The organism is Micrococcus sp. iso_26, assembly GCF_056172975.1.
This window is the reverse complement of sequence record NZ_CM149652.1, coordinates 1,224,937-1,237,854: the sequence shown is the minus strand read 5'-3', so window position 1 is coordinate 1,237,854 and position 12,918 is coordinate 1,224,937. Positions and strand designations below refer to the sequence as shown.

Here is a 12,918-nt window from a genome sequence, read left to right as displayed (position 1 = left end):
CGGGATGATCCTAGCTGCGCGCCGGGCCCTCACCTCCGGGTGCGGCGCACCAGCCAGGCGGTCACGGCCCGGCGGCCCAGGAGCAGGACGCCCAGCACCCCGAGCGCCACGAGCACGAAGGACACGGGTGCGCCACCGAGGCCGAAGGCCACGCGTAGGACCATCCCGACGGCGACGGTCCCCAGCCACACGATCACGCCGTGGGGCCACACGCGGGCCCAGGTCCGGTGTCCGGCGGTCAGCCCGGTCATGACCAGGAGACCCGCGAGGAACGGCGCCGCCGTGACCAGCAGCCCCAGCGGCCCGCGCTCTGTCGCGTGCTGCCCCTGGCCCAGAGCCACGAAGAGGAGGGTGAGGAGGAGGTCGACGGCAAGTGCCGGCTGGGCGCCGCGCGGGTCACGGTGCTCGGCGGGCACGGCACGACGGGCGGTGGGGGAGGACGTCATGCATCCAGTCTGGCCCACCGCAAGGTCGAGGCGGCGCGTCCAGCCACAGGTGACTCGGTGGACGGGGCCTATGACAAGATGCCAATGTTGTCAGAGGTAGGCTCTCTGTATGGTGTTCGTGCATCTGGTGCCCATCCGACCGACCGCTGCCACGGCCGACGACGCCCGACGTCTGGCAGCGGTGCTGCTCGATGATCCTCACCCGGACGCGTCCGTAGCCGCGGCGGTGTGGCGTGGCGACGAAGGGAACCCCGACGCCGATGCAGCGCCGGGCGACGGCGAGCTGGCCGTCGTCGTCGAAAGCATGGCGGCTGCGGTGGGCCTGGCGTTGTGGGCTGTGCGGACCGGGTCCTGGGCGGTGCTGTTGGATCCCGAGGATGCCCTCGACAAGGACTCATTATTGTCGTACCTGACGCCAGCCGAGCGGCGGCGCGCCCGGCGGGCACCGGGACGGCTGGTGCTGCCGCACGGACGACGCCCGGGCCGCGCCTCGGAGACCGGCCGAGAGGCTGATCTGCGCTGTGCAGAGGCCACCCTGCAGCTGGTCGCCACGGTGGAACGGCGCCGGTCCGATGACCAGCATGCGGCGGGGCGGCTGGTGGAAGCCGGCGCCAGTCAGCGAGAGGCGGCGGCGGAGCTCGGGATCAGTCAGCAGGCCGTCCATTCCCGGTTGCGGCACGGGCTCTGGCACGAGAGCCGGACGGCCGTGGCGGCCGTCCTGCCGTTGCTGGAGCGGCTGTCCGCAGACCCGGGGGAGTGAACCCCGGCACGCGGTGTCGGTGCCGCCCGGCGCGGCCACCTGGGCCAGTTCACGACGCAGCGCGTGCCGCGCAGGCGGCCTCCGAAGGGGAGGCGAAGAACGGGCTAGTTGACATAATGTACATTATCGGCGCACGGTAGAAGGGCGGACAGGGGCGCCCCGCGCGGCGGGTCTCGCGCGTAGCCTGGACCCATGACGATCATGACCGACCAGCGCGACCGCCCCCTGCACGCGACGATCGCCGTCGTCCTGGCCATCGCCACGGCGGGCTACCTGGCTCCGTGGGCCATTGCCGCCGTCCGCGGCCGTTCCAACGTGTGGGCGGTGTTCTGGGTGAACCTGCTCACGGGGTGGACCGTCCTCGGCTGGTGCATCGCGCTCTACATGTCACTCACCAGCCATCGCCGGCTGCGGCCCTGGGGTCCGCGCGGCCTCTGACCGCGCGGACCGCCCCTCAGGACAGGCGCGCGACGACGGCCCGCACACCGTCTCCCTCGGCGACCAGGCATCGCGGGCCGTCGACGTCCGCCTCGTCCGTCTCGGACAGCTCGACCGGCACCTCGAGCTCCCCCGTCGCATCGGCGCCGATCACGCGGAGGGTGAGATCCGGGGCGCGCGTCTCGAGGTAGGTCCCGGACTCGTCGTGCATCTCGAGCCGGGCCTGCGGGATCTCGCCGCGCACGGCGGCTGCGAGGATACGGCGCGCGTCCGGGTCGGTGGCGGCGTCCACGACCCAGCGGTGTCCCAGGACGGAGTGCTCCACCTCGGCCACGACGTCTCCCTCGGCGGGTGCGTCGCCTCGGTAGGCGAACGCAGTCTGGTAGAGCCGGTCCCCCACGCGCACGAGCATCGACTCGACGCCGATCTCGCCGGTGGGATCGTCGAACCGGTACGAGCCGACCTTCTCGGCGGTCACGTCCTCGGGCAGTCCGTGCGCCACGAGGCGGCGGCGGATCCATTCGGGCTTGTCCGGGTCCAGGCGTGCGGTGTAGATGAGAGCCATGCCCCGACCGTAGCCCCGACGTCGTCCGCCCGGGAGGGCCCGCCGGCCGGCGGCGCGGCTCAGCCCTGCACGGCCCGCACGGCGTGGTCCATGGCCCGGTAGGCGTCGAGCTCGCGGGCTTCGGCCGCGCCACCGATCAGGCGCACCGCCTCCGGCGCGTAGCCCGCAGCCACCAGGTCCTCGACGAGATCCGTCTCGGACTCCTGCCCGGCGCACACGACGACGTCCGTCACGTCCAGGGTCAGCGCCACGCGGGCCTCGGGGTCCTCCGGGGACGGCGCGGTCACGCGCAGGCCGTCGGGGCCGAGGCCCTCGTAGGTCACACCGGAGTGCAGGTGGACCCCGTGCCGCCGCAGCTCGGCGCGGTGCACCCAGCCGGTGGTGGGGCGCAGTCGCACGCCGATCGGTCCGGGGCTGCGCTGGAGCAGGTGGACCTCGCGTCCGGGGTCGGCCGCGGCCGGCTTCGCCAGCTGGCCCGGCGTCTGAGAGGTCAGTGCCACGCCCCAGCGGGCCCGCCAGTGCTCCTGCGTCTCGGGTGTCCCGTCCGGCCGTTCCGTGCCGGCCGCCAGGGCCTCGGCGACATCCACGCCCACGCCGCCGGCGCCGATCACCGCGACGCGCGGGCCGACGTCGACGTGCCCCAGGACCACGTCGTCATAGGCATGGACGGCGGGCGCGCCCGGCTCCCCCGTCCCGGGCAGATCGACGGGCCGGGGCCGCACGCCGGTGGTGAGGAGCACCTCGTCGTAACCCGGCCGCCCGTCGTCGGTCAGGAGTGTCTGTGCGGATACCTCCTCCCCGGTCACGAGCGTCACCCCGGACGCCGCCGCGCGGGCCGCCAGGTGCTCCAGCGCGGGACCGAACTCCTCCTTGCCGGGGATGCGCCGGGCGAGCCGGAACTGGCCGCCGGGCTCGGCGTGCCGGTCGAACAGGGTGACCTCGTGCCCGAACCGGGCCGCACGCTCCGCCGCCGTGAGGCCCGCCGGCCCGGCACCGACCACGGCGATCCGGCGCCGGCGGCCGAGGGCCACCGGGACGGGCGCGGCGTACTCCGGCTCCGTCTCCCGCCCGGCGCGGGGGTTCATCAGGCACGAGACCTTGGCCCCGGTGAACACGTGGTCGAGGCAGGCCTGGTTGCAGGCGATGCACGGGGTCAGGGTCCGAGCGCGCGGGTCGCTGATCGCGGCCATCCACTCGGGGTCCGCCAGCAGGGGCCGGGCCAGCCCGACGAGCGCGGCGGCCCCGGACGTCAGCGCCTCCTCCGCCTCGGCGGGGGTGGTGAGCCGGTTGGAGGCGATCACGGGGATGTCGACGGCGGCGGTCAGGTCAGCCGAGGCGGCGAGGAACGCGGCGCGCGGCACGGAGGTCACGATGGTCGGCACGCGGGACTCGTGCCACCCGATGCCGGTCATCAGGACGTCCGCTCCGGCGGCCTCGAAGGCCCGGGCGGTGTCCGCGATCTCCGCGCGCGTCTGCCCGTCGGGGACGAGGTCCGCCGCCGAGGTGCGCACCGAGAGCACGCCGCGCTCCCCCAGCGCCTCGCGCACGGCCGCGACCACCGCCGCCGGGAACCGGCGTCGGCGCTCGGCGTCGCCCCCGTACTCGTCCGCGCGTCGGTTCGTCGCCGGGGCGAGGAACTGGTTGAGGAGGTAGCCCTCCGAGGCCATGATCTCCACGCCGTCGTATCCGGCCTCCAGGGCCAACGTGGCCGCGCGTGCGAACGCGTTCACGGTCCGCTCGATGTCCGCGGCCGTCATCTCCCGGGGCGTGTGCCGCGAGATCGGGGCTCGCACCGCGGAGGCCGAGACCAGGTCGGCGCTGGGGGCGTAGCGCCCGGCGTGCAGCAGCTGGGCGAGGATCCTGCCCCCGGCGGCGTGGACGGCGTCCGTGACGACGCGATGGGCGCGCGCGTCCTCCTCGCTGGCGAGCATCCCCCCGCCCAGCGTCACCGTGCCCTCCGGGACGACGCCCAGGCCGCCGGTGACGATGAGTCCGACGCCGCCGCGTGCCCGCTCCGCGTAGAACGCCGCCAGCTGCGGCAGGTCGTCGTGCCGATCCTCCAGTCCCATGTGCATCGAGGCCATGACCACCCGGTTGGGCAGCGTGAGGGGGCCCAGAGTGATCGGCTGGAGCAGGGGCGAGACCGCGACGGGTGAAGATGTCATGCAGCTCACATTACCGGTCGGTAGCCCCCTCCTTCCAGGACCGCCTGGGGACACGCTGTGTCCGACGCCACTGCATAGGGCAGGATGGGGATCACACGTCGACGCGCGGCAGACCCGTCCGCGCACCCGACACGGAGGGGAGCGCACGCATGGAGTGGATCGAGGCGAACGCGGGCTGGCTGTGGCTGGTGCTGGCCGCCGGCCTGGCCGGCGTCGAGCTGCTGACCCTCGACCTCGTCTTCCTGATGATCGCCGCCGGGGCCGGCGCGGCGGGAGTGGTCGCGCTCGTGGGCGGCCCGCTGGCGCTCCAGCTCGCGGCGTTCGCCGCCGTCGCCCTGCTGATGCTCGCCGCCGTGCGCCCCGTCGCGCTGCGCCACCTGCGCAAGGACACCGGCGCCGGCGCCTCCTACCTGGACACGCTTCCGGGGCGCCGCGTCGCGGCCCAGGGCGCGATCACCGGCGACGCCGGCACGCTCGCCGTCGACGGCGACACCTGGTCCGCCCGCGTCGAGCCCGGGGCGCCCGAGGTCGCCCCCGGCGACGAGGTGACCGTCCTGCGCATCGACGGGGCCACCCTGGTGGTCCGCCCGCTCCCCCGCATCGACTGGGAGGCGGACGGCGCCTGAGCCGCCCCACGTCCTCGTTCCGACCGCACCGACCGCACCGACCGCACCGACCCCAGAAGAAGGGACCCCGATGGAAACCCTCATCGTCCTCGTCGTCCTCGCCGTCCTCGCGGCGGTGATCGTGGCCTCCTCGGTCAAGATCATCCCGCAGGCGCGGACGGCCAACATCGAACGCCTCGGCAAGTACAACCGCACGGCCGGCGCCGGGCTGACCCTGATCATCCCGTTCGTGGACCGCATGCTCCCGATGGTGGACATGCGCGAGCAGGTCGTCTCCTTCCCGCCCCAGCCGGTGATCACCGAGGACAACCTCGTCGTCTCCATCGACACGGTCGTCTACTTCCAGGTCACGGACGCCAAGGCCGCGACCTATGAGATCGCCAACTACATCCACGCGGTGGAGCAGCTCACCACCACCACCCTGCGCAACGTCGTGGGCGGCATGAACCTCGAGGAGGCCCTGACCTCTCGCGACTCCATCAACTCCCAGCTGCGCGGCGTGCTGGACGACGCCACCACGCGCTGGGGCCTGCGGGTCTCGCGGGTGGAGCTCAAGGCCATCGACCCGCCCATGTCCATCCAGGACTCGATGGAGAAGCAGATGCGCGCCGAGCGCGACCGCCGCGCCGCCATCCTCACCGCCGAGGGCACGAAGCAGGCCGCCATCCTCACGGCCGAGGGCGAGCGCCAGTCCCAGATCCTCTCCGCCGAGGGCGAGGCTCAGGCCCGCGTGCTGCGCGCCAACGCCGAGGCGGAGGCGATCGAGGTGGTCTTCGACGCCATCCACTCCGGCGGCGCCGACTCCGAGGTCCTGGCCTACCAGTACCTGCAGTCCCTGCCCAAGATCGCCGACGGCCAGGCCAACACCATGTTCGTGGTCCCCGCCGAGCTCACCCGCGCCCTGCAGGGCCTCGGTGAGGCGTTCGCCCCCGGCGACGGCGACCGCCCCACCCCGGAGCACGCACCCCGGCGTCGGGACTCCGGGGACCGCGCGGGCGAGCCGGGAGCCGAGCACTCCGGCGTCACCCCGGAGCGCGCGCGTCGGCCGCGTGGGTCCCGTCCCACCACCGCGGACGCCCTGCGCGCCAGCGGCGTCATGGACGCGATGACCGCGGGCGCGGTGACGGCGGAGGACATGCCGCAGACCTCGCTCGACGAGGCCCTGGCCACGCCGCAGGAGATCGAGCCCGACCCGTCGGCCGGCCGCACCCCCGGCACCCGCCCGGCCGGCGAGGCCGACGGGAATGCTGTGGGACACTGAATGGTTCCATCGGTGAGAACGACCCGCCGCGCCTCGATCGGCCCGCGCCCCCGCGCGGGCCTCGGCGCGGCCTGACGAGGAGGAAACGTGAGCGATCGCAGCCTGCGGGGCATGCGCCTGGGCGCGCAGTCCCTGGAGTCCGAGGCCGGCGTCGAGCCCGCCGCCCGGCAGCGGGTGGAGTACCGCACGGAGGACGGCGAGCAGGTGTTCGTGACCTTCTCCGTGGAGGCGGACGTGCCGGCCACCTGGACTTCGAAGACCGGCAAGGAGGCGTTCCTCGTCAGCGGCGAGAAGCCGGCTGAGACCGAGGGCAAGCCCGTGCGCACCCACTGGGACATGCTGCGTGAGCGCCGCAGCCTCGAGGAGCTGGAGGAGACCTACAAGATCCAGCTCAACAAGCTGCGCGCCAGCCGCGGCGAGGAGGTCGACGCCTGACCCGCCGCTCCCCCATGCACGACGGGGCCGGATCCGCCATGGATCCGGCCCCGTCGTCGTTCGGGGACTGTGCGCCTCACAGGCCGAGGCGGGCGCGCAGGCCCTCCCAGCGCGCGGCCAGGCCCCACCGGGTCACGTTGACCACGGCCTCGCCGATGATGCCGCCGCTCATCTTGGACTCGCCGAGCTCACGCTCCACGAACGTGATCGGGACCTCGACGATCCGCTTGCCGAGGCGGGCCGTGCGGAAGGTCATGTCCACCTGGAACCCGTAGCCCTTGGACTCGATCGCGTCCAGGTCGATCGCACGGAGCGTGTCGGCCCGGTAGGCGCGGTAGCCCGCCGTGATGTCCGTCAGGTTGAGGCCCAGCATGATCCGCGGGTACAGGGAGCCGGCCCACGAGATCATCTTGCGGGAGGTCGGCCAGTTCACCATCTTGCCGCCCGGCACGCGGCGCGAGCCGATCACCAGGTCCGCAGTGCGGACGGCCTCCAGCAGGCGCGGCAGCTGCTCGGGCTGGTGCGAGCCGTCCGCGTCCATCTCGACCAGGACGTCGTAGCCGCGCTCCAGGCCCCAGCGGAACCCGGCGATGTAGGCGCCGCCCAGGCCGTCCTTGGTGGTGCGGTGCAGCACGTGCACGGAGGGGTCCTCGGCGGCGCGGGCGTCGGCCCAGTCGCCGGTGCCGTCCGGGGAGGCGTCGTCCACCACGAGAACGTCGGACTCCGGGACGGCGTCACGGAGTCGGCCGAGGGTCAGCGGCAGCGACTCGATCTCGTTGTACGTGGGGATGATGGTCAGCACGCGCATGTGCGGTTCTCGCCTTCCGGCCGGGGTCGTGGGGGCGGCCCGCCGGTCGGACGGGCCATCGCATCCGTTCGAGTATAGGAAGCGGAGGTCTCAGGCCGGCGTCGCGGCGTCGTGAGCGTCGCGGGCCACGTCCTCCGCGGCGATCCGGCCGTCCACCCAGGTGGCCCGCCAGCGGGGCAGGGCGGTCTCGGCGTCGAGGGCCGGCAGCAGCGGCGTGCCGGCCCGGGTGTCCGTGCTCCACGCCGCCACCCGGCCGTCCGGCGACTGCACAGCGACCGCGTCGGCGTCCCAGACGCCGAACACGGCCGGGGCCGACACGCTCAGGCGCGGGGCGACGGACAGGCGTGCCGCCGGAGCGTCGGGCAGCGCGCGCAGCGGGGTGCGGGTCGCGGCGGCGAAGGCGGAGCGGGCGGAGATGCGCTCGTCCGGGTCGGGGTGGGACAGCGCCGACCGGACGGCGGCCCACGGGTCCCCGGCCGGGCCGGCGCCCAGGCACACGGTGACGGCGTCGGCCAGCAGGCTCGCCACGGGGGCGTGCAGCACGCCGTCCGCGTCGGGGACGACGGTGGCGCTGACCCCGGCGGCGGCCAGGAAGGCGCGGTCCTCGGCGGTGACCGGGTGGGTGACCACGAGCCGATGGCGCACGCGGCCCAGGGCGGCGGTGCCGAGTTCCTCCGCGACCGAGCGCAGGGCGGTCAGGGCCACGTCCTGGGCGGCGGGCCCGGCGTCCGCACCGCCGTCGGGGACGAGGTAGGCCTGCTCCCCCGCCTGGGTCGAGGCCGTCAGGAGGCCGGTGAGCGTGGCGGGGTCGGTGTCGGTCCCGACGGGCAGCCACACCCCGGCCGCCTCGGCGTCCACGCGGTCGGCGTGCCGGTAGACGACGGTCTGGACGTCCTCGTCGGCGGGCGCGGCGCCCGTGTCCTCGGGCCCGGCCAGGACCGTCACGACGGCGGTGCCGCGGCTCAGCGCGTCCCGCGCGTCCGCGGGCCGGGCCAGCGGCTCGACGAACACGGGCACGACGACGGCGCCGTCGAGGTCCCGCCGTTCGTCACCCGGGTCGGCCACGCGGTCCGCGGAGTCGTCCGCGCCGAGCCAGGCGATCATCCCGTCCCGGACCAGCAGCGCCTGTGCGTACGGGTCCGTCGTCGAGTGGATGATGCCGCGGGTCAACAGGTGTGCGCTCACCCGCCCACCCTAGCCCGTGTCAGTCCTCGTCCGCGCGCGGCGCCGAGGCCGCCGGCAGCGAGGTGGCCACGACGCCGCGGGAGACGAGGTCCGCGGCCCGGCGGCAGGCACGGCTGCGACGGGTGTCCCCGGGGACGTTGGCCAGCTGGCCCAGCACGTCGATGACCTGCCGCGCCCAGCGGACGAAGTCGCCCGCGGCGAGGTCCGCGCCGTCAAGGGTGCGGCGCAGGGTGGCGCCCCGCACCCAGCGGTGCATGGGTGCCACCAGCCCGGGGTCCGTCCGGGGCGTCGGCTCGAGCCGGGCCTGGGCCTCGTCCGTGCGCAGGCGCTCCTCGATGCGCTCGGCGGCCTCCGCGACGCGCGCGAGCCGCGGGGTCGGCATCGGGACCAGTCCGGGCTCGGCCTCCCCCCTGCCCTGGTACACGAGCAGCGCGGCGACGGCGGCCCACTCCTCCGGCGTCAAGCCGTCCGTGGCCGGATCCTGCAGCACCAGCGAGGTGAACAGGTCCCGCTCGCCGTAGATCCGGCGCAGGGCCTCGCCGCGCTCCGTGAGCGCCGCGCGGGGCGAGGACGCGTCCTCCTGGACGTAGCCGTAGGCGCGCAGCAGACCGACGACGCGGTCGAACGTGCGGGCGATGGTGTTGGTGCGGCCCGCGATGCGCTCCCGCAGGACGGAGACCTCCCGCCGCATGGCCCACCAGCGGTCGCCCCAGCGGGCGTGCTCCTCGCGGTCCTGGCAGCCGTGGCACGGGTGGCGGCGCAGTGCCCGGCGCAGCTCCTCGACCCGGGGCGCGGCCGGGTCCTCCCGGAGGCGGAAGCCCGCCGTGCGGCGGCCTCCGGCGGGCGGGCGGCCCGTGCGCACGGCCTCGCGCATGAGCGCGGCGACGTCCTTGCGCTGCGCGGGCGTCTTCACCTGCACCACCTGGGGCAGGGCGGCGCCGGCCACCGGCTCGACCGGCCCGGCGACGTCGTCCACCGTGATGCGGCGCAGCTGCGCCTTGTCCGTCACGACGCCGACGCGCGGGTTCTGGAGGTTGCCGGCGGGGAACACGACGACGGCCCGGCCGAGCGCGCGGCCGGCGTCGAGCTCGACGACGTCCCCGACCGCGAGGTTCGCGAGCGAGTCCTTCACGGCGGCCAGGTGGGCCCGACGGCGCCCGTGCGAGCCGGACTTCTCCGCGGCCGCGAGCTCCTTGCGCAGGGTGAGGTACTCGGCGAAGTCGCCGAGGTGACACTGCATGGCCTCCTCGTACTTCTCGAGGCTGGCCTGCTTCGAGCGGACCTCGCGGGCCAGCCCCACCACGGAGCGGTCCGCCTGGAACTGGGCGAACGAGGACTCGAGGATGCCCCGTGCCCGCTCCGCCCCGACCTGTGCCAGCAGGTTCGCGGACATGTTGTAGGTAGGCCGGAACGAGGAGCGCAGCGGGTAGGTGCGGCGCGAGGCCAGGCCCGCGACGGCGGCCGGGTCCAGCCCGGGACGCCACATCACCACGGCGTGGCCCTCGACGTCGATGCCGCGGCGGCCCGCCCGGCCCGTCAGCTGGGTGTACTCCCCCGGCGTGATGTCGACGTGGTTCTCGCCGTTGAACTTGACCAGCTTCTCGATCACCACGGAGCGGGCCGGCATGTTGATGCCGAGGGCGAGGGTCTCCGTGGCGAACACGGCCTTGAGCGCGCCGGCGGCGAACAGGTCCTCGACGGCCTCCTTGAACGGGGGCAGCATGCCGGCGTGGTGGGCCGCGAAGCCCCGGGACAGGCCGTCGCGCCACGCCCAGAACCCGAGGATCTCCAGGTCCTCGACGGGCAGCAGACGCGCCGCCTCCTCGACCCGCTCGGCCACGAGCGCCTTCTCCCGCGCCGTGGTGAGGTCGAGCCCGGCCCGGAGGCACTGCTCCACGGCGGCGTCGCAGCCGGTCCGGGAGAAGATGAAGGTGATACACGGCAGCAGCCCGTCGCGGTCGAGGGCCCGGATCATCTCTGGGCGCGACGTGGACAGCCGCGGTCCGCGCCGCTGGCCGCCGTCGTGACCGCCCGGCCGACCGGAGACCGGCCGCTCCCGGTCCAGCGCGGAGGAGCCGTTCCGGCCCCGGCCGCCGTCGCGAGTCGTGCGTCGGCCGCCCCTGACCCGGCCCTTCGGGCCGCCCCCGCGCCCGTCGCGGTGCTGCTGCCGCCCGGGCCGTCCCCAGTCCGCGCGCTGGAACCGGCGCTCGGTCTCCTCCCCCAGGCGCTTGAGCTCGGGGTTGAGCAGGGCCTCCCCGTCCCGGTCCGCGGTGTCCTCGAAGGCGATGTCCTCGGCGAACAGGTCGTAGAGCCGGCCCCCGGCCATGACGTGCTGCCACAGCGGCACCGGCCGGTGTTCGGAGACGATCACGGTGGTGGCGCCCCGGACCGTGTCGAGCCAGGCGCCGAACTCCTCGGCGTTGGACACCGTGGCGGACAGGGAGATCAGCTGCACGTGCTCGGGCAGGTGGATGATGACCTCCTCCCACACCGGGCCCCGGAACCGGTCGGCGAGGTAGTGGACCTCGTCCATGACGACGAAGCCGAGGTCGATGAGGGTGTCGGACTGCGCGTACAGCATGTTGCGCAGCACCTCGGTGGTCATCACGACGACGGGCGCATCCGGGTTGACGGAGGTGTCCCCCGTGAGCAGGCCGACGTTCTCCGCACCGTGCACGCGGGCGAAGTCCGCGTGCTTCTGGTTGCTGAGAGCCTTGATGGGGGTGGTGTAGAACGCCTTCGTGCCGCGGGCCAGGGCCAGATGGACGGCGAACTCGCCGACCACCGTCTTGCCGGCGCCGGTGGGCGCCGCGACGAGGACGCCGTGGCCGTCCTCCACCTCGGCGCACGCGCGGCGCTGGAAGTCGTCGAGGGGGAAGCCCACGCGTGCGGCGAACCGGCCGAGCTCGGAGCCGGCGTGGTGCCGGGCCGCCCGGGCACGGGCGTAGCGCTCCGCCGGGCTCAGCTCGGGCTCGTCGTGCGGGGTCGCGGACGCGGGATGGTGGGCCATGGCCCCACCCTACTGGCGGGTCCGGACACCGTCGTGGTCGTGCGTCCGGGCGGGAGGGCCGCCGCGTACGACGCTCAGATCTGATCGAGCGGCTTCGGGCCTTCGGCGAGCTCCGCCTCGACGTCCACCTCGCGCTGCCCCGAGCGGCGGTCACGACGACGGTCCCCCCACAGGCACAGGACGATGGCCACGCCGAAGAGGACGACGAGCGGGATCGCCATGTAGAACATGGAGATGGCGTCCGCACCGGGGGCGGCGATCGCGGCGATCAGCATGATCACGAAGACGGTGATGCGCCAGTGGTGGACGATCGTGCGGCCCGGCAGGATGCCGAGCATGTTCAGTCCCACCAGCAGCACCGGCAGGACCATGGCCACGCCGAACGCGAGGTAGAGACGCGTGACGAAGCTGATGTACACCGACGCCGTCGGGAGGTTCGCGCCGCCCTCGGGAGTGAAGCCCACGAAGAACTGGACGGCCTGCGGCATCACGAGCCACCCCAGCGCGATGCCGAAGATGAACAGGGGCACGGCCGCGGCGATGAAGCCCAGGGCGTACTTCTTCTCGGCCTTCTTCAGACCCGGCACGATGAATGCCCAGATCTGGTAGAGCCAGACCGGGCTGGACAGGATGAGCCCGATGAACATGCTGACCTTGAGCATGAGGTCGAACGGCGAGGCCACCGTGTCATAGGCGACGGCCGCCGTGTGCCCCTGGCTGGCGATCTCCTTGACCGGGCGGAACAGCTCCGCCATGACCGGCTGGTAGACGAGGAAGCCGACCACCATGCCGACCGCGACGGCGAGTCCCGACTTCAGCAGTCGGTTGCGCAGCTCCGTGAGGTGCTCGCGCAGCGGCATCTCGCCGGTGGGGTTGTCCCGCCGCTTCCGGCGGCGCCGGGTGCGGCGGGCGACCTCGTCGACCTCGGTCATCGGGTGGGGGTCCTTCCGGCTCAGCGCGGGTCGCGCGGGTCGGTCTCGTCACGCTCGACGACGCGGCCCTCGACCGGCTCGTCCGCGGCGGTGGAGCCGGCGCCGGAGCGCTCGTCCGTGGTGCCCTTGCCCTCGGTGCGCATCTGCTTCACCTCGGAGGAGAAGATGCGCATCGACTGGCCGAGGTTGCGGGCCATCGCGGGCAGCTTCGGCGCCGCGAAGAGCAGGATCGCGAGCAGGATGATGATGACGAGCTGCCAGCCCTGGAGTCCAGCCATGATGAAGGG

Annotated in this window: 13 protein-coding genes; 5 read left to right on the top strand and 8 right to left on the bottom strand. The window is 74.0% G+C overall.

The features are described 5' to 3' along the window. Positions 1-29: 29 nt before the first annotated feature. Complete coding sequence (locus AC0VX0_RS05725; RefSeq protein ID WP_041103767.1) at positions 30-446, bottom strand: DUF3054 domain-containing protein; 417 nt, start codon at positions 444-446, stop codon at positions 30-32. A gap of 109 nt (positions 447-555) precedes the next feature. Between AC0VX0_RS05725 and AC0VX0_RS05720 the strand changes: the two genes are divergently transcribed. Both AC0VX0_RS05720 and AC0VX0_RS05715 read left to right on the top strand, forming a co-directional pair. Continuing rightward, entirely contained in the window at positions 556-1,206 is a 651-nt protein-coding gene (locus AC0VX0_RS05720; protein ID WP_122054342.1) for a hypothetical protein, read from the top strand. Between the two features lie 192 nt (positions 1,207-1,398). Further along, positions 1,399-1,644 (top strand): superinfection immunity protein, encoded by a 246-nt coding sequence (locus tag AC0VX0_RS05715; RefSeq protein WP_020624801.1) that lies wholly within the window; start codon positions 1,399-1,401, stop codon positions 1,642-1,644. A 16-nt stretch (positions 1,645-1,660) separates the two neighbouring features. Here AC0VX0_RS05715 and AC0VX0_RS05710 read toward each other — a convergent pair whose 3' ends face one another. Together AC0VX0_RS05710 and AC0VX0_RS05705 are read right to left on the bottom strand one after the other, a co-directional pair. Next, positions 1,661-2,209: a maltokinase N-terminal cap-like domain-containing protein gene (locus tag AC0VX0_RS05710; RefSeq protein ID WP_100057212.1), complete on the bottom strand. Its 549-nt coding sequence runs from the start codon at positions 2,207-2,209 to the stop codon at positions 1,661-1,663. 59 nt (positions 2,210-2,268) lie between these two features. Then, entirely contained in the window at positions 2,269-4,374 is a 2,106-nt protein-coding gene (locus AC0VX0_RS05705) for an NADPH-dependent 2,4-dienoyl-CoA reductase (RefSeq protein WP_250202753.1), read from the bottom strand. Positions 4,375-4,523: 149 nt separating this feature from the next. Between AC0VX0_RS05705 and AC0VX0_RS05700 the strand changes: the two genes are divergently transcribed. From AC0VX0_RS05700 to AC0VX0_RS05690, 3 genes are all read left to right on the top strand, one after another. Beyond that, a complete protein-coding gene (locus tag AC0VX0_RS05700; protein WP_020624804.1) occupies positions 4,524-5,000 on the top strand; it encodes an NfeD family protein in 477 nt (158 codons plus the stop codon). A 70-nt stretch (positions 5,001-5,070) separates the two neighbouring features. Further along, complete coding sequence (locus AC0VX0_RS05695) at positions 5,071-6,261, top strand: SPFH domain-containing protein (protein WP_078025539.1); 1,191 nt, start codon at positions 5,071-5,073, stop codon at positions 6,259-6,261. An 87-nt stretch (positions 6,262-6,348) separates the two neighbouring features. Further along, on the top strand, positions 6,349-6,696 hold the full coding sequence (locus tag AC0VX0_RS05690) for an RNA polymerase-binding protein RbpA (RefSeq protein WP_060774975.1): 348 nt from the start codon (positions 6,349-6,351) through the stop codon (positions 6,694-6,696). A 76-nt stretch (positions 6,697-6,772) separates the two neighbouring features. Here the strand turns inward: AC0VX0_RS05690 and AC0VX0_RS05685 are convergent, their stop codons facing one another. The 5 genes from AC0VX0_RS05685 to AC0VX0_RS05665 all read right to left on the bottom strand — a co-directional run bounded on the left by AC0VX0_RS05685 (position 6,773) and on the right by AC0VX0_RS05665 (position 12,909). Then, positions 6,773-7,504: a polyprenol monophosphomannose synthase gene (locus AC0VX0_RS05685; protein WP_036315073.1), complete on the bottom strand. Its 732-nt coding sequence runs from the start codon at positions 7,502-7,504 to the stop codon at positions 6,773-6,775. A gap of 90 nt (positions 7,505-7,594) precedes the next feature. Further along, positions 7,595-8,689 carry an amidohydrolase family protein gene (locus AC0VX0_RS05680; RefSeq protein WP_041103783.1) on the bottom strand — a complete coding sequence of 365 codons (1,095 nt, stop codon included), beginning with the start codon at positions 8,687-8,689 and terminating at the stop codon, positions 7,595-7,597. A gap of 19 nt (positions 8,690-8,708) precedes the next feature. After that, positions 8,709-11,699: a DEAD/DEAH box helicase gene (locus AC0VX0_RS05675; RefSeq protein ID WP_377636211.1), complete on the bottom strand. Its 2,991-nt coding sequence runs from the start codon at positions 11,697-11,699 to the stop codon at positions 8,709-8,711. A 74-nt stretch (positions 11,700-11,773) separates the two neighbouring features. Continuing rightward, positions 11,774-12,631: a twin-arginine translocase subunit TatC gene (tatC, locus tag AC0VX0_RS05670; protein ID WP_020627219.1), complete on the bottom strand. Its 858-nt coding sequence runs from the start codon at positions 12,629-12,631 to the stop codon at positions 11,774-11,776. A 20-nt stretch (positions 12,632-12,651) separates the two neighbouring features. Next, the gene (locus AC0VX0_RS05665; protein ID WP_002855080.1) at positions 12,652-12,909 is read right to left on the bottom strand and encodes a twin-arginine translocase TatA/TatE family subunit; all 258 of its coding nucleotides are present in this window, start codon (positions 12,907-12,909) and stop codon (positions 12,652-12,654) included. Positions 12,910-12,918 lie beyond the last annotated feature (9 nt).

Bases quoted from the DNA above. Each gene is read 5' to 3' on its own strand.
- AC0VX0_RS05725 (WP_041103767.1), bottom strand. From the start codon at position 446: ATGACGTCCTCCCCCACCGCCCGTCGTGCCGTGCCCGCCGAGCACCGT.
- AC0VX0_RS05720 (WP_122054342.1), top strand. From the start codon at position 556: ATGGTGTTCGTGCATCTGGTGCCCATCCGACCGACCGCTGCCACGGCC.
- AC0VX0_RS05715 (WP_020624801.1), top strand. From the start codon at position 1,399: ATGACGATCATGACCGACCAGCGCGACCGCCCCCTGCACGCGACGATC.
- AC0VX0_RS05710 (WP_100057212.1), bottom strand. From the start codon at position 2,209: ATGGCTCTCATCTACACCGCACGCCTGGACCCGGACAAGCCCGAATGG.
- AC0VX0_RS05705 (WP_250202753.1), bottom strand. From the start codon at position 4,374: ATGACATCTTCACCCGTCGCGGTCTCGCCCCTGCTCCAGCCGATCACT.
- AC0VX0_RS05700 (WP_020624804.1), top strand. From the start codon at position 4,524: ATGGAGTGGATCGAGGCGAACGCGGGCTGGCTGTGGCTGGTGCTGGCC.
- AC0VX0_RS05695 (WP_078025539.1), top strand. From the start codon at position 5,071: ATGGAAACCCTCATCGTCCTCGTCGTCCTCGCCGTCCTCGCGGCGGTG.
- AC0VX0_RS05685 (WP_036315073.1), bottom strand. From the start codon at position 7,504: ATGCGCGTGCTGACCATCATCCCCACGTACAACGAGATCGAGTCGCTG.
- AC0VX0_RS05675 (WP_377636211.1), bottom strand. From the start codon at position 11,699: ATGGCCCACCATCCCGCGTCCGCGACCCCGCACGACGAGCCCGAGCTG.
- tatC (WP_020627219.1), bottom strand. From the start codon at position 12,631: ATGACCGAGGTCGACGAGGTCGCCCGCCGCACCCGGCGCCGCCGGAAG.
- AC0VX0_RS05665 (WP_002855080.1), bottom strand. From the start codon at position 12,909: ATGGCTGGACTCCAGGGCTGGCAGCTCGTCATCATCATCCTGCTCGCG.